General features: G+C 58.8%; 15 protein-coding genes and 1 tRNA gene. 5 read left to right on the top strand and 11 right to left on the bottom strand.

The genetic code is table 11. The features are described from left to right. Positions 1 to 103 precede the first annotated feature (103 nt). The 3 genes from nadC to NW828_RS10930 all read left to right on the top strand — a co-directional run bounded on the left by nadC (position 104) and on the right by NW828_RS10930 (position 3,771). Entirely contained in the window at positions 104 to 961 is an 858-nt protein-coding gene (nadC, locus tag NW828_RS10940) for a carboxylating nicotinate-nucleotide diphosphorylase (RefSeq protein ID WP_011434043.1), read from the top strand. Positions 962 to 1,159: 198 nt separating this feature from the next. Beyond that, entirely contained in the window at positions 1,160 to 2,248 is a 1,089-nt protein-coding gene (gene nadA / locus NW828_RS10935) for a quinolinate synthase NadA (protein ID WP_414383838.1), read from the top strand. A 29-nt stretch (positions 2,249 to 2,277) separates the two neighbouring features. Further along, on the top strand, positions 2,278 to 3,771 hold the full coding sequence (locus NW828_RS10930; RefSeq protein WP_414383835.1) for an L-aspartate oxidase: 1,494 nt from the start codon (positions 2,278 to 2,280) through the stop codon (positions 3,769 to 3,771). On the opposite strand, the gene gndA is transcribed toward NW828_RS10930, so the two are convergent. The 5 genes from gndA to NW828_RS10905 all read right to left on the bottom strand — a co-directional run bounded on the left by gndA (position 3,768) and on the right by NW828_RS10905 (position 9,750). Continuing rightward, positions 3,768 to 5,186: an NADP-dependent phosphogluconate dehydrogenase gene (gene gndA, locus NW828_RS10925; RefSeq protein WP_414383833.1), complete on the bottom strand. Its 1,419-nt coding sequence runs from the start codon at positions 5,184 to 5,186 to the stop codon at positions 3,768 to 3,770. The genes NW828_RS10930 and gndA overlap by 4 nt on opposite strands. A gap of 94 nt (positions 5,187 to 5,280) precedes the next feature. Then, entirely contained in the window at positions 5,281 to 5,802 is a 522-nt protein-coding gene (locus NW828_RS10920) for a pentapeptide repeat-containing protein (protein WP_414383830.1), read from the bottom strand. A gap of 164 nt (positions 5,803 to 5,966) precedes the next feature. Next, positions 5,967 to 6,935 (bottom strand): sodium:calcium antiporter, encoded by a 969-nt coding sequence (locus NW828_RS10915; RefSeq protein ID WP_414383827.1) that lies wholly within the window; start codon positions 6,933 to 6,935, stop codon positions 5,967 to 5,969. A 147-nt stretch (positions 6,936 to 7,082) separates the two neighbouring features. Beyond that, positions 7,083 to 8,285 carry a carbohydrate ABC transporter permease gene (locus NW828_RS10910; protein ID WP_414383824.1) on the bottom strand — a complete coding sequence of 401 codons (1,203 nt, stop codon included), beginning with the start codon at positions 8,283 to 8,285 and terminating at the stop codon, positions 7,083 to 7,085. A gap of 112 nt (positions 8,286 to 8,397) precedes the next feature. Then, positions 8,398 to 9,750, bottom strand: a complete 1,353-nt coding sequence (locus tag NW828_RS10905) for an ABC transporter substrate-binding protein (protein ID WP_414383821.1) — start codon at positions 9,748 to 9,750, stop codon at positions 8,398 to 8,400. Positions 9,751 to 9,985: 235 nt separating this feature from the next. Here NW828_RS10905 and NW828_RS10900 point away from each other — a divergent pair, with 235 nt between their 5' ends. Then, positions 9,986 to 10,627: a hypothetical protein gene (locus NW828_RS10900; RefSeq protein WP_414383818.1), complete on the top strand. Its 642-nt coding sequence runs from the start codon at positions 9,986 to 9,988 to the stop codon at positions 10,625 to 10,627. Positions 10,628 to 10,649: 22 nt separating this feature from the next. Here the strand turns inward: NW828_RS10900 and NW828_RS10895 are convergent, their stop codons facing one another. The 4 genes from NW828_RS10895 to NW828_RS10880 form a co-directional block, all read right to left on the bottom strand. Further along, positions 10,650 to 12,290 (bottom strand): ABC transporter permease, encoded by a 1,641-nt coding sequence (locus NW828_RS10895; RefSeq protein ID WP_414342291.1) that lies wholly within the window; start codon positions 12,288 to 12,290, stop codon positions 10,650 to 10,652. A 61-nt stretch (positions 12,291 to 12,351) separates the two neighbouring features. Then, entirely contained in the window at positions 12,352 to 13,353 is a 1,002-nt protein-coding gene (locus tag NW828_RS10890) for an ABC transporter substrate-binding protein (protein WP_414357554.1), read from the bottom strand. A gap of 498 nt (positions 13,354 to 13,851) precedes the next feature. Then, positions 13,852 to 13,922, bottom strand: a tRNA-Gly gene (locus NW828_RS10885). A gap of 120 nt (positions 13,923 to 14,042) precedes the next feature. Then, positions 14,043 to 14,486: a 2TM domain-containing protein gene (locus NW828_RS10880; RefSeq protein ID WP_011434035.1), complete on the bottom strand. Its 444-nt coding sequence runs from the start codon at positions 14,484 to 14,486 to the stop codon at positions 14,043 to 14,045. 236 nt (positions 14,487 to 14,722) lie between these two features. On the opposite strand from NW828_RS10880, the gene NW828_RS10875 reads away from it, so the two are divergent. Beyond that, a complete protein-coding gene (locus NW828_RS10875; protein WP_414383815.1) occupies positions 14,723 to 16,660 on the top strand; it encodes a DICT sensory domain-containing protein in 1,938 nt (645 codons plus the stop codon). Between the two features lie 192 nt (positions 16,661 to 16,852). Here NW828_RS10875 and NW828_RS10870 read toward each other — a convergent pair whose 3' ends face one another. After that, positions 16,853 to 17,437, bottom strand: a complete 585-nt coding sequence (locus tag NW828_RS10870) for an SRPBCC family protein (RefSeq protein WP_414342286.1) — start codon at positions 17,435 to 17,437, stop codon at positions 16,853 to 16,855. A gap of 154 nt (positions 17,438 to 17,591) precedes the next feature. After that, on the bottom strand, positions 17,592 to 17,973 hold a 382-nt coding region (locus NW828_RS10865), incomplete at its 5' end, for a hypothetical protein (RefSeq protein WP_414383812.1).

Raw genomic sequence — 17,973 nt, 5'->3', positions numbered from 1 at the left:
CCCTTACCCTGGATAGTGGTGAGTGGATAGTGACCAGCCACTAGTCACTAGTCACTAACGGAGGGCGGGGCTTCCCGGCGGTCTAGCTAAAACCAAACCGAAAATGGAAGAAGTTTACTTACCAGAGGAGACCCTTTGCGCTTGGCTGTGGGAAGACCTGGGGCACGGCGACCTCACCACAGAGCTGACCCTACCCCCAGGACTGGAGGGTGAGGCGGTAATCCTGGCCAAGGAGACAGGGATCCTGGCCGGCCTGGAGATTGCCAAGCGGGTTTTTCGGCTGGCGGATCCCCAGGTGGAGTTCATCCCTGGAGTGGAGGAAGGGGCCAGGGTGGCTGTCCGTCAAGAGGTGGCCCACCTCAAGGGATCCCTGAAGGGCATTCTGGCGGGGGAGAGGCTGGCGCTCAATCTTCTCCAAAGGCTGTCCGGCATTGCCACCCTCACCCGCACCTATGTAGAGGCTCTCCGGGGAACCTCAACCCAGCTTCTGGACACCCGCAAGACCACTCCCGGCCTGCGCGCCCTGGAGAAGTATGCTGTACGGGTAGGGGGCGGCAAAAACCACCGCTTTGGGCTGTTCGACGGCATTTTGATCAAGGAAAACCACATCATTGCCACGCAACGCTGTTGCGACCGCGGCGCGGGAGGCGTTTTGGCAGCCGTCAAGCGGGCCAAGGAAGGTGCTCCCCACCACCTCAAGGTGGAGGTGGAGGTGCGGGATCTCCAGGAACTGGAAGAGGCTTTGGCAGCAGGAGCCGATCTCATCCTTCTGGACAACTTCACCCTGGAAGAAACCCAGGCCGCCGTCCAACGGGTGGGAGGGAGAGTTCCCCTGGAGGCCAGCGGCAACATGACCCCAGAACGGGCCAGGCAAGTGGCCGAGGCAGGCGTGAATTACGTCAGCGTCGGGGCGCTCACCCACTCGGCCAAGGCTTTGGATCTCTCTTTGCTGGTGGTGTGACCCTGAGCCAAGTCCTCGCTGGACACTGCTTTATTGCTACGCAACGCTGTTGCGACTGATGCTACTTTGAGAAGACAACCTAAGCCCAGCTCCAGCTCAACTGGGCGCCGCGAAAGGCTTCGCCGGGCATCTGGGTTGGGGGTTGCTTCTCTTGCCGGCTCAGATACCCCCCAAAGCAGAGTCGACCAACTCCAGGAGATGGGCTTTCCGTTATTGCTGCGCGCTGCTCCTGCAAACGCATTAGCGGGACAAAGTCCTCAGATCATGTCCAGCCTCCAGAGGAACAAAACCGTTATTGCTACGCAACGCTGTCGCGACAAGAAGTCGAAAATGAAGGGAGAAACCCCATTGCTACACAACACTGCCACAATCGTCCAGGAGATTGCCCGGCTCAAACAGGAAAGGCAGGCAGTTATCCTCGCGCATTCGTATCAGCTCCCCGAAGTTCAAGAGGTGGCGGACTTTGTGGGAGACTCCTTAGGACTGGCTCGGGAGGCTCAAAAGACGAGCGCTCAGGTGATTGTCTTTGCGGGCGTGCATTTTATGGCGGAGACGGCTGCCATCCTTAACCCGGAAAAGACGGTGCTGCTGCCGGATCTGGAGGCGGGCTGTTCCTTGGCCGATAGCATTCGCCCGCAAGATGTGCTGCGGTGGAAGGCAGCCTGCCCTGAGGGCCTGGTGGTGGCCTACGTCAACACCGCTGCCGAGATCAAGGCTCTGGCAGATGTCTGCGTAACCAGCGCCAACGCAGTTCAAGTGGTGGCCAGCCTGCCCCCGGATCGCCCCATCTTCTTCGTGCCGGATATGTTTCTGGGAGCCCACGTTGCTCAAGTAACCGGAAGGGAGCTGGATCTCTTTCCAGGAGAGTGCCACGTGCATGTTGGCATCCGGGAAGAGCACCTCAAGGCGATGGTGGAAGAGCACCCTGGAGCAGAGTTCCTCATTCACCCGGAGTGCAGTTGCGGCTCTAGCTGTCTCTTCCTCAAACCGGATGCCAAGCTGCTCTCCACCGAGGGCATGGTGCGCTACGCCAAAGCTTCAGAAAGCCGCGAGTTTGTGGTCGCCACCGAGGTGGGCATTCTTCACCGGCTCAAGAAAGAAGCTCCAGACAAAACGTTCATCCCTGTCAAGGCAGAAGCCGTCTGCGAGTACATGAAGAAGATTACCTTGGAAAAGATTTACCGCTCCCTGCAGGAGATGCGCTACGTGATCCAGGTGCCCCAGGAGGTGGCTGAGAAGGCTCGCCGTTCCATCCTGGCCATGCTGGCAGTGCCCGCCGGAGCCTAGAGGTGGAGGGGAAGAACGGGGCGCCGCCCTTGTTAGAAACAGACCTGTTGATCCTGGGAGCAGGGGTGGCGGGGGTGTACGCAGCCCTGTGGGCCGAAGCCCAGGGGGCGACAACTCTGGTGGTAAGCAAGGATCCCCTTCCCTCTGGCTCTACCCCTTGGGCGCAGGGTGGGGTGGCTTTTCCTGTGGATGAGGCGGACGTAGAAGCCCATATCCAAGACACCTTGCAAGCGGGCCGCGGCCTGGTGGAAGAAAAGGTGGCTCGCTCCATTGTGGAGGAAGCACCCTTGCACCTGGAGAGACTTTTGCGCTGGGGCCTTCCTTTCCATCCCCAACCTGTCCGGGAAGGGGGCCACTCCCAAGCGCGGGTACGCCATCTGGGGGGGGATCGGAGCGGACTGTGGCTTCTGAGAGGTTTGCTGGCTCGCCTCAACAGGCTGCCTTTGCAGGGCTACACAGCCCTAAGCCTTTTGCTGGCGGGGGACAGGGTAGGGGGGGCCTTGCTGCTTGGCCCTGAAGGGCCGGTGGAGGTGAGGGCCGGGGCAGTTCTCCTGGCTACGGGAGGATTTGGCAGCCTTTTCCCCGTCTCGACAGCTCCCCCGGGGGCCACCGGCGACGGAATGGTGCTGGCCTGGCGGGCAGGGGCCACTCTCAGGGATCTGGAGTTTGTGCAATTTCACCCCACGGCCTTGCCCAATGGAGCGCTGGTGAGCGAGGCAGTAAGAGGAGAAGGGGCTGTTCTCCTCAACGCCTTGGGGGAGCGTTTTATGCCTCGCTATGCGGAGCTGGGAGAGCTGGCGCCGCGGGATGTGGTAGCTCGGGCCGTTTTCTGGGAGCGGCAGCAGACAGGGGGAACCTACCTGGATCTGCGGGTCGTCGAACATCTGGAGGAGCGCTTTCCCACCGTTGTTGCCTCTGCCCGCGCCTTGGGGCTGGATCCCACGAAGGATCTGCTCCCAGTTGTTCCCGCGGCTCACTACGTGATGGGTGGGATCCGAACGGACACTTTCGGCTTCACCGGCCTGCCGGGCCTTTATGCTGCTGGGGAGGTGGCTTCCACGGGTCTGCACGGAGCCAATCGCTTGGCTTCCAACAGCCTTTTGGAAGGGCTGGTCATGGGCAAGCGGGCCGCCTTGGCTGCCTTGCAAGATTTGGGAGAGGTGAGCTTTCCCCGAGAGCTGCAGAGGCTACCCGTTCTGGCGACGTCTCCCGACATCCTGCCGGCTCTCAGGCATCGAGTTGGGGAAGCTTTGGGCGTTGTGCGGGAGGGAACACGGCTGCGGGCTTTTCTGACCTTTGTCAAGGCACTTCCCCTGCAGGAAAAGCCTTGGGCCACCCGGGAAGAGGCCGAGGCAGGCAGTCTGGTTTTGGTGGCCCGTCTGGTAGCTCAGGGGGCGCTGCTGCGGGAGGAAAGCCGCGGGGCCCATTTCCGCGAGGATTTTCCTCAGGAAGGGGAGCCTTTCCATACGGAGGTGCGCGGTTCAACTTTTTTCCGGAGACCTCTTGATGCTACGCATTGCTAACGGGAACAGGTGCTCCACTCATGGTGAAAGACGCCCGGCCTGTCGATGCGCTCGAAGGTGTGGGCCCCGAAGAAGTCCCGCTGGGCTTGGGTGAGGTTCTGGGGCAGGTTGGCGGTACGGTAGCTGTCGTAGTAGGCCAAAGAAGCGCTGATGGCCGGGATCGGGATCCCCAGGGCAGCCGCCGTGGACACCACCCGCCGCCAGGATCCCTGCCGCTCCCGGATGGCCTGCTCGAATTCCTCATCCAACAGCAGGTTCACCAGCTCTGGATCCCGTTTGTAGGCCGACTGGATCTCGCCCAGGAAGCGGGCGCGGATGATACAGCCCCCCTTCCAAATCCGCGGAATCTCACTGAAGGTGTAGACGTAGCCGTGGGCAACAGTGGCTCTTTTGAGCAGGGCCATCCCCTGCGCATAGGAGCAGATTTTGGAGCAGTAGAGGGCGGCGCGCAGATCTTGGATAAAGCAGTCGGGATCCCCTGCAAAAGTTGCGTCGGGCCCCTTCAACTGGGCAGAGGCAGCCACCCGTTCCTCTTTCATCGACGAGAGGATGCGAGCTTGCACCGCCGCTTCAATGGTGGGCACTGGTACCCCCAGATCTAGAGCGTCCTTGACTGTCCACAAACCGGTGCCTTTTTGCCCAGCCTTATCCAGAATGAGATCCACCAACGGCTTGCCGGTTTCCGGATCCAGGGTTTGGAAAATCTTGGCGGTAATTTCAATTAGGAAAGATTCCAGCTCTGTTTCATTCCAAGCCTGAAAAATCTCCTGCATCTGCGAGGCCGACAGCTTCAAAGCCCTGCGCATTAGGTCGTAGACCTCGGCGATCAGCTGCATATCGCCGTATTCGATGCCGTTGTGTACCATCTTCACGTAGTGCCCGCCCCCTTTGGGCCCCAGGTAGGTGACACAGGGGCCGTCTGGCACTTGAGCGGCAATTTTGGCCAAGATGGGCTCCAGTTGTTGGTAGGCCTCTGGGCTGCAGCCGGGCATGAGGCTGGGGCCGTTCAGGGCTCCCTCTTCCCCGCCGCTCACTCCCATGCCGACAAAGTGGATCCCGGTGGGGGCGAGGGCTTCGGCACGGCGATCGGTGTCGGTGTAGAGGGAGTTGCCGCCGTCGATGATGATATCCCCCGGATCCAGCAGGGGTTTAAGCTCGTCAATCACCGCGTCTACCGGCGCACCCGCCTTGACCATGATCAAGAATTTGCGGGGCCGCTCCATCAGTTGCACCAATTCCGGCAGGCTGTAGGCGGGGGTGATCCGTTTGCCTTGGGCTCGCTCCCGCATGAACTGGTCGGTTTTGGAGCTGGTGCGGTTGTAGACGGCAACCGGGAAGCCATTGCGCTCGACGTTGAGGGCCAGGTTTTCCCCCATCACCGCTAGGCCGATCACCGCAAAGCTGGGCTTGCTCATGGTTGGGGCACTATCGACACCTCACCCAATCTAGAGGCCAATCTGACCGACGGGGCTCAGGGATCCTGTTTTCTTCACCTTTGCCGGCCCTGATTCAAGGGCAGCCCAAACTCTCACGGGTGGTTACGCCGGTTATCGGGTGGGATCCCTCAGCTCGCTCACACAACTGCCGCTTTGCCGCCCGATCCACATAGGCTTCGCTGAAATCGGCGCCGGCAATCTGCGCTCCTTGCCAAACCGCCCGTGCGGCAATGGCTCCCGTGAGCTTGGCCCATCTGAGATCGGCTCCTGCCAAATTGGCCAGATCCAAAAGGCTATTGCTCAAATCGGCACCGGATAGGTTGGCCCCCGCCAGATTGGCCTTGGTGAATGCCGCCCCCGAAAGGTTGGCCCCGTGCAGATCGGCGCCCTGCAGGTTGGCGCTGACAAAGCTGCTGCCCCGCCAATCTTGGCCGGATAGATCTTGACCTTGCAGATCGGCGTTGTTGAAGTTGAGACGGGCTTGGCTGCCCGCTATGGAGCCCCAGAGGAGCCAAAGCAGCAGAGTGGCCGCCAGCAGCATGCCCAGCTTCCCGAAGTCGCGCCAGCAAGTCGAGGCGTTGGATTTTGGGGCCATCGAGGATCCCTAGATTCTCTACCCCCATTCTTGCCGATTTTCCCCTTGCCCACTGAGAACTGGGATCATTGCGTTGCAGCAGAGACAGCCGTTAGACAGCTTGAGTTGTCGGTTGGGGCAGTAGCCGAGAGGTTGTCGGTGATGCACTTAGTTCTAGGTTGCCGCTATGCAATCAATAAGGTGATAAGAAAAAGCGGGTAGGCAGCCAGCAAAATAACTCCTGCGGTCTTGTTAAGGAAGCCCTTGAATGATGCCAATACAATGACCAATGCTAGCGATCCCAACATGGCAATGAGTGGGAAATGTAACAGACTAGCATCCACAATCTTTAAAGGACGGGCAATCGCAGCAGCCCCTAACGTCATCGTCACATTGTAAGCAAACGATCCCACAACGCCTGCAACTGCCGCCTCAGTCGCACCTCGCCGCGCGGTTGACCAAGCCAGAATAACCAGTTCAAAAGCGGTGGCAAAACCAACGAGCGTGAGTGCCAATTTGGTTTGAGTTGCTTCAACTTGGCTGATTTGACGCACAGCTTCCACCAGTAGGATTGATCCTACAATCATGGAAGCAAATCCAGCAAAAACCAGGAGTAGCTCTTTCCCAACTCGGCGTTGAATGCCTTTCGCTTGCTCGGTAGCAAGTTCCTCCGATGCTTCTTCCAACTTCCCAGTTTCGCCTAAAGCGGGCGGTTTACGCTCAACCCACCAGATTACGGCGACATAGAGAACATACAACCCAATCAAGAACAGTCCTTCAAGGCGACTAATTTCTCCATCCCAAACAAATCCAGTCGCTATCACGCCTATCGGTAAGCCAAATAAGGCATAGCGCATGACTCGTTTACTAAAGGGCAAAGGAGCAATCCATGCACCTACCCCCAATGCCACTAGACAAATCGCAATATTCGCGCCTACCACATCTCCAAAGGCGATCGCCGGAGCATCTCTTAGCGATGCAGCAACTGCCGTAGCCAGTTCTTCGGGTTCTGCTCCAGCTAGGAGTAATGCTAAAGCAAATGAACTAACCTGTAATCGGACAGCGGCAGCACCAAGATGTTCAGCAAAGGTTTCGGCTCCCCAAACGATAAAGACTACACCGACAACGATCAGCAGCCCCCAAACTAAAATCATGGCACCTCTAAAATGCAGCATTTCTCGGATTAGAGTATGGCACATTTTATGAGCCGAAGTTGCCGCTGTCTAACACTGCGTTGGTGCGGACGAACGAGAGATCTTGGTGCTGAGTTCGAGTTTATTTACCGCCGCACAACTTTGCCGTTATCCGCCGTAGGTTACATTCCGCTCGGTGGTGCGAAATTGCAGGATCGTCAGCCCCACCACAATGAGAAACAGGACGATGGATTGCGCGGCAGCCCTACCCAAATTGCCTGAAGACACTCCGATTTTGTAGATCTCGTAGATCAACACCGAGGTGGATCCAGAAGGGCCCCCAGCAGTCAGCAAGTCAATGGTGCCAAAGATATCGAAAAACGCATAGGTCATGTTGGTAATTACCAAAAAGAAGGTGATGGGAGAAAGCAGCGGTAGGGTGATGGCAAAAAAGCGACGCACTGCCCCGGCCCCGTCGATGGCAGCCGCTTCCAGCAAATCCTTGGGCAGGTTTTGCAGGCCGGCAAGGTAAAACAAAATGTTGTAGCCCATCTGCTTCCAAACGCTAGCAAAGATCACCACCCAGGGGGCCAAGTTGGGATCGCTGAGCCAGTTTAAAGGGGGGATCCCCACCAGGCCCAGCAAATGGTTGGCCACCCCTCCCAAGGGGTTGAACATGATAAAGAAGATGATCCCGGCCACCGCCGGAGAGATGGCGTAGGGCCAGATCAGCAACACCCGATAAATCGCCGCCCCCCGAATCGGCTGATAGGCCAGCGTGGCAATCGACAGGGATCCGCTCAACCCCAGCACCACGATGGCCGCCGAAATGGCAAAGGTAATCCCCAGGCTGCGCAGATAGGTGGAATCCGTCAGCAAAGCGGTAAAGTTATCCACACAGACGAAGCGGCTGCGCGGCGCCCCCACAAACGTGAGCAGGGTGGAAAGGCGGAAGGTATCCAGCCCTGGGTAGTAGAGAAACACCACCAAGATCGTGAAGGTGGGCAACAAGAGCAGCCACGCCAGCCACCACTGCTTAAAGATGCCCCTCTCCTGAACAGCTGGGCCGGGGATCCCCAGGCGGCGCTCCTGCTCCTTCTGCGTCCACGCCAACAGCGGCCAGAGGGGAATGGCCATGCCCGCCAGCACCAGCCCCACGCCAAAGGCCATGTCGATGGCCTTGCGCTCCGGCTCAAAAGTGCAAAAATCCAGGGGCGCCATAAAAATCAGGGATCCCAGCCCTCCTGCTAGGCCCCCCAGCACTGCCCCCACCGGCACAGGCCACTCGATGCGTCGAAAACGGAGCCCCATCCAGAGGGATCCCAGCAACCCTGCCAACAGGGGCAGCAGCACTTGGATGAATCCCAACATCGCCTCTCACCTCGGCTGTGCTCTTCACAAGAGCCTTATCAAAGCCCGGAAAGGGGCAGGCCGCCGCCCACCCCCATCCCTCAATAACACCCCTGGCCCATCGACACTGGGGCTACTGGTAAAGGGAGTTGTACTCGGCCAGAAGGCGGTTGGCCTCCTCGTTGGCCTTGGCCATGGCCTGGGCCGGATCCCCGCCTTTAAGCATCAGATCTTCCATGGTTTGGGTTACCACGTTGCGAATTTCGGGGAAAGCCCCCAGCAGCGCCCCCCGAGTGGCAGGGGTCACCTTGGAATTGTTGATTTGGTCGCTGGCGGTGAAGAAGTTGGGGTTTTCCTTGAACCAGCCCTTCGACTCCAGCAAGGCTACCGAGCTTTTCCGAATGGGCAAGTAGCCGGTCACTTGGTGCCACTCGGCAGCATTTTCGGTGTTATTGAGCCACAGCATGAAGGTCAGCGCCCCCTCTTCCACCTCCTTGGGCAGATCCTTCACCAGCCAGAGGCTGGCTCCCCCGATCAAGTTCCCCGTCCAACCCTTGTCGGCGTTGTAGGGCATGCGGGTGGTGACCAGCTCGATGTTGTTTTGCTTGGCAGCGTTGGTGATGTTGGCGGCATCGGCGCTGCTGGTGATGGCCATGGCGACGGTACCGGTCTGGATGGCCTGCTCGGTGGCTGCCCAATCCCGCTGCTTGCCGCTGTAGATGTAGTAGCCTTTGTCATACATCCCTTTCCACCAGGTGGCGATGGCAATTGACGGCTCCGAGTCCAAAAAGACCTGGGTGGCACGGGCGGCACGGCCATTGTCGTTGTTGGCCAAGAGGGCATTCTGCTGGGCCATCCACTGCTCGTAGAACCAGCCGTGATTGGGCCAGGTCACACAGCCCTGGGGAGCGTCGGGGAGGGCCATGATCTTTTGACAAGCAGCCTCCAGCTCTTGCCAGGTGGCCGGCGGCTTTTCGATCCCAGCCTTCTTCAAGATGGCCGTGTTGGAGTAGAGAATGGGGCTGGAGCTGTTCCAGGGCATGGAGGTAAATTTGCCATCCAGGGTGTAGTAGCTCACCACCGGCTCGATAAAATCGTCGAAATTCACTGGGATCCCGTTCACTTCGGTGCGATTGCCCAGAGCCTCGGCAATGGACTTGAAGTAACCAAAATCCCGTGCCCGTTGGGTGCCCACCTCAAACCATTGCACCACCGAAGGAGCAGCATTTTGTTGAATGGCCAGGTCGGTGGCTTGCTGAATTTCTTCGTAGTTGCCGTAGCCTTCGACCGTAACTTTGTATTGAGGAAATTGCTTGTTGAACTCTGCCGCTTTTCCGCGGGCCCAATCCAGGCGGTTATCGGTAAAGGCAATCCAAACTTTGACTTCGGCAGGAGACTGAGCAAAGCTGTCGGCAGCCAGAAAAGCAGCAGCAGAAGCAGCCACGAGGCCAGCCGCAACAGCCAGGAAAGTACGACGGGTATTCATAGAAAAATGCAGTCGCATTCGCTAAAGGCACCTCTGAGATTACAGCACCGACATTAAGAGCAGGTTATGTCTGGCTGGGATCCCCTCGGGAGGTGAACCCTCAGGCCGAAGTCAGAGTCAGATGAGGTGAGCACCTAGCCTGGGTCATGATTGGCAATTTCTCAAGGGGTCTCGAAAAATGAGAATGAAAATGAAAACCGCAAGCTTTTGCCTGTTATTGGTTACTGCCCTCCTGATGGCGCTTGCTCCCTTTGCGCAGGCTCGCCCCCGTCAACGCACTGCCACAGCCACCACGCCAACGGCTGGATCCCTGACCCCGAGCGGTGAGCGCACCTTCACTCACTCCGGCACCTACACTCGCACCGGGCCAAGTGGCAGATCGGGTAGTGGCACCTATTCCGGCCAGGGATCCCAGCAATTCATTCCCGGTCAGGGGGTGGAAGGAGACTATTCCGGCCAAGTCACTACCCAACAAGGTCAGACCTGGAACCTGAACCATCAGCACACCACTACTCACACACATGAGGGTTGGCAACGGCAGGGCAGCACCACGGTGCACAATGCCCAGGGCGAGACGGTAGGCAGCAGCTCGAGCCTTATCGAGGGCCAAGCGGGGCAAGGCTGGCAGCACAGCGGCCAATTCAACAATGCTCGCGGCCAAACCTACACCACCGAGTCGAGCAGCACACCGACCGGGCCAGGACACTGGCAGCGGGAAACTCGCGTCTTCAATGCCCAAGGGGATCTGCTCGGTGGCTCTGATACCGATGTGCAGTACCGATTTGTACCAGGGCAAGGCTGGGTGAAAACAGTAGAAGGCAATACCCTGAAAGGTCAACCGATCCGCCGCACCACCACAGTCGGCCCCAATCCGTGAAGGATTTGCAGGGATCCCCTCCTCAGCTTGGCTTGGCATGCCGCCGCAGCGCCTGGATCCCCGCGGCCAGGGCAAAGAGCGCGATCAGCAGCAAGGTACTTAGGGCCGCCGCTTGCTGGGTATAGCCCCCTTGTTGCAAGCCAAAGATGAGCCACCCAAAGGTCTCCGAGCGGGAGGTCACCAAGAGGGCGGAGAGGGTCAGCTCGGCAAAAGATTGCAGAAATACCAGCAACACTGCCGCCGTCAGGGCTGGCGCCAGCAGCGGCACCAAGATGTGGCGAAAGGTTTGCAGCAGGGAGGCCCCGTCAATACTGGCTGCCTCCTCAAGGCTGGTATCCAAGCTGCGCCACGCCGCTTGCAGGGGCTGCAGTGCCAGGGCCGAGAACCGCCCCAGGTAGGCCATCAGGATCAGCCATAGGGTGCCGTAGAGGCTCAGCCCCGGCAGGGGAGGAGGCAACCACACCAAGATGAGAGACAAAGCAAAAATCAGGCCCGGCAGGGCATAGGGCAAGTCCACGATGAAGCTGAGCAGGGCCAACAGCGGCACCTTCAAGCGGGTCAGGGCATAGCCCAAGATCGTCCCTATCCCGCTGCAGAGCAGTGCCGCTCCTCCCGCCAAGCCCAAACTGTGCAGCGTGGCGCGGCGGGCCCGCTCCAGATCAAAAAGAACCATGCGGAAATGCTCCAGGGTTAGGTTAGACCAGGTCAGGGGCAGGCCATAGGCCCGCAGCAGGGCAGTCGCAGCCATGGCCAGCAAGGGCCCAAGAACGACCAGCAGAGCTGCGGCGAAAAGGATCCCGCTGAGCAGCCAACCCAGCCAGCCCAGGCGATAGGGATCCGGAGGCGCCTCGCCGGGATCCAACCCCTCCTGACTCCGCTGGGGCCAGCTCAAGAAGAAGAGGGCCGGCAGGCCAAAGAGCAACGCCAGCGCCGCACTGCGCCCAAACCCATCGCCGCTGAAGTTGATCACCTCCTGGTACAGCAGAGTGGGCAAGGTCAGGTAGCGCCCCGGGATCCCCAGCAAGGCCGGGATCCCGAAATTGCCCCAGGCCCCCAGGAACGCCAGTGCTGCTGCTGCCGCCACAGAGGGCCGTAACAGAGGCAGCGTGACGTAGAGCCAAACCTGCAGCAGGTTTGCCCCATCCAGTTGGGCCGCCTCCTGAGCCTGCTTGGAGAGCCGGCTCAGGCCCGCCACCAGCGTCAGATAGGCAATCGGCAGCACAAAAAGAGCCAGCAACAGGATGATCCCCGCCGGTGTGTAGAGGCTCCACAGGGATCCCTGCTTTCCCAAAATCCAGCGCAGCCCCTGCTGCAGATAGCCCACCGGCCCAGCCCACTGGATCCAGGCCAAGGCCAAAACCTGGGGCGGAATCACCAGAGGAGACAAAAAGAGCAGCCGTAGGATCCCGCGGCCCGGCAGATCCGTCTGGGTGGTGAGCACCGCCAGCAGCAGAGCGGCCCCAAGAGCCAGCGCCGCTGAGGCCGCGGACACCCAAAGGCTATGGCGTAGCGCCAGATGGACGCGAGGCGTTTCCAGCAACCAGCGGATGTTCTCACCTTCGCCGCCCAAGGCCCGCTGCAGCAGCCTCCAGAGGGGATAGACGTGGGTCAGAGTCACAAGGGCGGCTACAGCCACCAGCCAGGGGATAATGGGGTGCCTCAACCCTTTGCTCAAGTCCTTCCACCGCAAGACTTGGCCAGCGTCTGGCCAGCTTGATGTCAACCTATTCCCCAAACAACTTGGCAAAGCGAGCCTTGTCGGCCTCGCGGCTCTCGGCCAACTCCGTCGCCGGCACGCTTAAGATCTTCAGCTCGCTCAAGGCGGGGAACCCTTTCGGAGGTGTGACATCCTGCCGCAGTGGCATATAGCCCATCCCTGCAGCAACCTCCTGCCCCTTCTGAGACAGCAAGAAGTCCACAAAAGCCTGGGCAGCTTCCAGGTTGGGCGTTCCTTTTACAATTCCCACCGGCTCTGTAATCAATGGCACACCCTCCTTGGGATAGACCACCTCCACTGGGGATCCCTCGTTGCGGCTGCGAATGGCGAGAAAGTCCACCACCATGCCGTAGCTTTGTTCGCCACTGGCGACGTTGCGAGCCACAGCGCCATTGCCTTGCACCAGCACTGCCTTGTTCTTTTTCAGGGCTTCGTACCACTCCCAGCCCAAGCCGGGGGTGCGGGTGATAACCCCCAAGTTGTAGGCGGCGGCGCCCGAATAGGTAGGGCTGGGCATCACCAGTTGGCCTTCAGGAACCTGGGCCAGGGCTGCCCAGCTATCGATGGGCTGGGCTTTGGCCGTGTTGTAAACGATCACCGTGGCCAAGATCTTGGTGCCGAAGTAGTGGCAGTCTGGGTCGTAGTAGGTGGCAGCGATGGCTTTGGCCTCAGGGCTGCAGTAGGACTCCAGCAAATTGCGGGCTTTCAGCAGCTCAAAGGTGGGCGCATCGGCCACCAACAACACATCTGCCTGGGGGCTGCCCTTTTCTGCTTCTAAAAGAAAGCGGCTGATCACCTCCTCGGTGCCGGAGCGAAAGATCTCCACCGAAACCTCTGGATAAACTTCCCGAAATGCAGCAACAGTTTTCTGAGCATCTGCATCGGGTTGGGAGGTGTACAAACGCAACGTCCCGGAAGGCTTAGCCCAGGCTGAGCTCAAGGATCCCCACGCAAAAGGCTGGGCAAAAGCCACGCTGCAAAGCACCGCCAACAAAGATAGAGGACGCACGGTGATTCTCCTAACCATTCCAAAATCGGTTTTTGCATTTACTCTCACTTTACTGCCGATCTGGCACAAATGAGAGCATTGCCCAAATTCACCGGAGAATAAGCCTGTATTGCAGCTTTTCAGACAACATCTATCACAGCCACTATAAGTCACAACCACATGGATATGGATAGAAGCACCCCCTGCGTAGCAGGGATCCCACTTCGCTCACAAAACTCGCAGGAAGCCGGGGGAAGCTTTGGCTTCGGGGTTCCCAGGTTTCCCCCTATTTTAGGAGTTGAATCCGGTAACGCCTTCCACGGTAGTACCACCCCAGCCGCGATACGCCACGGTCAGACCAAAAGCTCACAAGACTCCTCCTGCTTTGCTCCTTCTCCACCCCCCTCGCAGACACTTTTCGCCCCGAACTCAACCGTTGCCTTGGGGCTAGGTTGGGCCCGGAAAGGCCTACAGCAGGCGAGTTTTGAGGTTTAGTTTAAGGCCTGCCCAGTGTTGGGAAGCGGGCGGACGGAATCGAACCGACAACAGCAGTTTGGAAGACTGCGGTTTTACCATTAAACTACGCCCGCACGGGCATTCAGCGATGCTGAATATCTATGGTAGCATCTCTCGGCGGTGCCCCTTCCCACTCAGAGTTTGGAGAAAAATCCATCTCCATCAGCGGGACAGACTTCTCCGGTAGGCTGGGCTTACTTGCTCTGGAGATCTTTCTGGCGTTTCCTTTGCCATTGGCGAAACTCTTTCTCGTAGCGTTCACCCTCCGTTTGGTAGGCGTTCCAGCCCTTGAGCGCAACGGTCAAGCCCCACCCCATGAGTATAAACAGCGACCAAGATAGCCCTCCACCGGAGAGCCAGTCTAAGCCCAGCAAAAAGCTGTTGACAATTCCATAGCGGCCCAGCAGTTGGTAAAACTGCCGACGGCGGTAGCGCTGAAATTCTCGGTGTTGGCTGTTCAGCTCTTGCCAGGCCTTCCATTCCTGCTCGGCCAAGTCCAGCTCTTGGGGGGAGATCCCCAGTTCGGCAGCCATCTCCTGCAGTTGGGAGCGGGTGAACTCGCCCAGGCGTGGCTGGCGGGCAATGGCCCGCTGGAGGATCTGCTGCACGTCCTCTTGGCTGTACCGGGATCCCGACATTTGGCTGACTTACATATAACTTCGTAAACTTTATATCTCTTAGTTTGGGCTAGCTGGATCTTGCGCCTTATGAAGCTCCCTCCGCCGCGGGATCCCAACCGTTAGACTAAACCTAGACTGCGAGCCTCCTTCTCTGGGGTTAAGTGTCCCTGTACTGCCTGTGATCTGTGCTTGCCAGTAGGGTTATGGCCTCCACCCGCTCTAGATCTTACCTTCGCCAGAGTCGTACCTCCCTATTGAGCGATCTGCTGCAGGCTTTGCCGCACCTGCGCCCACAACTGTATTTCAAATCCTCTTTGGTTGCCCTCAGCCACGCCATTGAGGATCAGGTGCTGCAAGGGCAGGGATCCCCGTGGGTATTCGCTAACTTTCAAAAGGAGCGCTACTACCGCCAGGATGCACGGCGCTACCAGCGCATCAGCGCAATGGCCCAAGACGTGTTTGTGTTGGCGACCCCAGAAAAGGATTTTGCTCAGACAGACCTGCCCTACCACACCATTCCCTTGGATCCAGAGGATCCCTTGGTGCAGGAGTGGCACTTGATCGTCATCGATGCCCACTATGCCACCTGCCTCGTGTGTCGAGAACGCTTGCAGATGCAGCGGGAGCGTCCTTGGCAAAGCAGCGATATGGATGCAGCTCGCCAATTTGATGGGATCTGGTCATTTGATCGTCAGATTACAGTCCAAGCGGCTTTGGCCCTGTTGCCCAAGATCCTCAGTTACCGACCGGATCTGGAACCTCGCCTTGAGCCCCTTCGCCAGTACCTCAAGGGATCCCCGCAAAACTCCGCCAGCCAACTGAATCCAGGCCCCTTTACCGAGCGGCTGATCACCTATCTCCAGGCAGGGCAATACAAACTGCAGCGGGCCTACCGCACCATTCGGGTGCAAGAGCGCAAAGAGCATCTGATCAACCGCATCAGCAGTGCCATTCGCCAGTCTTTGGATCCCAGCGAGATTTTGGCAATTGCTGTGCAGGAGCTGGGGCAGGTGGCAGAGGTGGGGCGATGTTTGATCTACCGTTACGATGGCCAGGCCCCTGCTGTTCAGATTGAGCAGGAGTACCGCACCCTAACGATGGGCAGCCTTAAGGGATCCCTGTGGCCTCTTCCCAGCAACCCTTTTTTGCGGGAGGCAGTAGCCTCGGCACAAGCGGTGTGCTGCGAGGATACCCAAAAGGATCCCCGCCTGCAGCGAGTGCCGGAGCTGTGGCAGCCGGCCCAAATTCGGGCTTGGGTGGCCATGCCGATTCTCTATCAAGGGCGGTTGCTGGGCCTATTGGAGCTACACCACGAACACCCTCACCGCTGGCAGCCGGCCACTCTGGAGTTGGCAGAAGCCATTGCCAACCAAGTGGGGGTAGCCCTCTTGCAGGCAGAAGCCTATCAGCACCTAGAAGAGCTCAATCGCCAGTTGGCAGCTCTGGATCAGGCCAAATCAGAGCTGATTGCCGTGACCGGACACGAGCTGCGCACCCCGCTGTCCACCATTCAGGTGTGTTTGGAGTCTTTGGCCAGCGACCCCGACATGCCCCTGGAGATGCGCCAGGAAATGTTGAACACAGCCCTGCAAGATGCCGATCGGCTGCGGGAGTTGGTGCAGGACTTTCTCACCCTCTCCAAGCTGGAAAGTGGTCGCGTTCGCTGGCATATCGAGCCGTTGTCTGCTCAAGAATGTGTGGAGCTGGCCCTGAGCAATGTCAAAGCGCGACGGCGGCACGAAGACTTGCCCACCATCGAGCAGGTGCTGCCCAAACGGCTGCCAATGGTTAGGGCGGATGGGGAGTGGCTGGTGGAGGTGTTGCGTAAGCTGCTGGACAATGCCTGCAAATTTACCCCTTCCACCGGACGGATCTGGATTCGGGCAGAAGTGGAGCCACCAGCCGGTGGATCGACGGGGGCGATGGTGAAGTTCACTGTTGCCGACACCGGGCGCGGCATTGAGCCAGACCGGTTGCAAGCCATCTTCGAGCGGTTTTATCAAGCAGAGGGATCCCTGCGGCGCTCGGTGGGTGGGACGGGCTTGGGGCTAGCCATTTGCCGACTGATCATTGAGGCCATGGGGGGGCGCATCTGGGCAGAATCGGGGGGGATCAATCAGGGCAGTGCCTTCCACTTCACCCTGCCGATAGCGCACCCACACACCCAAGGACAGCCCTCGATCGCTGCTTGAGACTCGAAAGGTGAAGGACCACCGGCCCACTTTGCCTCTGGGATCCACCTGGCAAATTCCAGCTCGAATATCAAATCCCACAAATGGCAATAAAGCTGTTCCCCAGCCCCCCTCTTCTTTGGCAGAAGGGCTGAGAGTGGTCGCGTCAGCGGCGCGGAGCGCTTGGGGAACGAGGTACCTATTGGGCGCGCCTCAAACGGGCTTGGAATGATCCGACAAACTCAGGCAGCGCTCCCGAATGGCTTGTAAGTTCAGGGCCAAATCTTGGCAAATGCGGCGCTCCACCAGACCGACAGGCATTCTGCGGGGAGGCTTGACCTGCAGGTGGTAGGTGAGCAAGGTTTGATGGGCCGACCAATCGGCCAGATCCCAAAACCCCTCGAAGATAAGAAAATCCCCTTGTGTTTTTTGGAAGCGAAGCTGCTGAGGAAAGATCTCCTCGATAGCCAGCACCACCGCAGCAGAAAATTGGGCAAATAAAACCTTTTGGGATCCCACTTGACGTACCAGTGTGCGGCCATTCTCACGGCCAATGACGCGACTTTCCACCAAGTTGGGAATAAACTCCGCCAGATGGTCGTAGTCGGTCAAAACCTGCCAGACCTGCTGCCGCTCCACCGGAATCAGGACGCGACCTCGCACTTGGCGGCGGCGCTCCCCCAAATCCTCCACCTCCACCTGGATGTCTGAGGACTCCGTCCCGCTGACGCCAGCAGGAATGGGGATCCCATCTTCTGGGGTGGGGTCTTGGGGATCCCATTCAGGGTCAGAAGGCATGGCGAGAACTTCAGTCGCGTAGGTGCTGTAGAGCAGTGCGGAAACCGGAGAGGGAATCGATTTTTGACTGGACAAACCATTCGCCAGCAGTTCCAATAGGCTGCCCCCCTGTGTTTTCTATTGTATCAGGGAACTGTATAGCAGATAACGAACTCTAGGGGAGAAGGGCCTGGAACCAACCGACGATCACCTGCCAAACCTGTTCTAGAAGGGCAAAGGGATCCCGCAACTCCTGCAGCACCTGCCGCGGGCCAATTCTAAAGACCACGTACAACACGGCCAAGATGATTACAATCCCCACCGTTGTCCAGATGGCCTCTCGAACCACCCGCACCCAAAAAACCAGCATAAAAATGGCGATGGCTACAGCGGCAACCAGCGGCAATGTGTCCAGTACCATCGGATCCCACCTCGTTTGGCTCAGATGTTTCAGATTTAACTCCACTGTAGCCAGCTTGAAGTAAACTACCCGACCCTGACTGCTTCGCAGTACAGGGCGGGCTTTCGGTAGCCCTGCAGTTGGCAAGCCAACCACG

The sequence above is a fragment of the Synechococcus sp. W55.2 genome (genome assembly GCF_047461635.1).
GTDB lineage: Bacteria > Cyanobacteriota > Cyanobacteriia > Thermostichales > Thermostichaceae > Thermostichus.
Note: the sequence above shows the minus strand (reverse complement) of the source record. Positions and strands in the feature narration are given on the sequence as shown.

Coding starts and splice junctions, on each gene's coding strand:
- nadA (WP_414383838.1), top strand. CDS start 1,160: ATGGGCTTTCCGTTATTGCTGCGCGCTGCTCCTGCAAACGCATTAGCG.
- NW828_RS10910 (WP_414383824.1), bottom strand. CDS start 8,285: ATGTTGGGATTCATCCAAGTGCTGCTGCCCCTGTTGGCAGGGTTGCTG.
- NW828_RS10905 (WP_414383821.1), bottom strand. CDS start 9,750: ATGAATACCCGTCGTACTTTCCTGGCTGTTGCGGCTGGCCTCGTGGCT.
- NW828_RS10870 (WP_414342286.1), bottom strand. CDS start 17,437: ATGCCTTCTGACCCTGAATGGGATCCCCAAGACCCCACCCCAGAAGAT.
- NW828_RS10920 (WP_414383830.1), bottom strand. CDS start 5,802: ATGGCCCCAAAATCCAACGCCTCGACTTGCTGGCGCGACTTCGGGAAG.
- gndA (WP_414383833.1), bottom strand. CDS start 5,186: ATGAGCAAGCCCAGCTTTGCGGTGATCGGCCTAGCGGTGATGGGGGAA.
- NW828_RS10915 (WP_414383827.1), bottom strand. CDS start 6,935: ATGATTTTAGTTTGGGGGCTGCTGATCGTTGTCGGTGTAGTCTTTATC.
- nadC (WP_011434043.1), top strand. CDS start 104: ATGGAAGAAGTTTACTTACCAGAGGAGACCCTTTGCGCTTGGCTGTGG.
- NW828_RS10880 (WP_011434035.1), bottom strand. CDS start 14,486: ATGTCGGGATCCCGGTACAGCCAAGAGGACGTGCAGCAGATCCTCCAG.
- NW828_RS10900 (WP_414383818.1), top strand. CDS start 9,986: ATGGCGCTTGCTCCCTTTGCGCAGGCTCGCCCCCGTCAACGCACTGCC.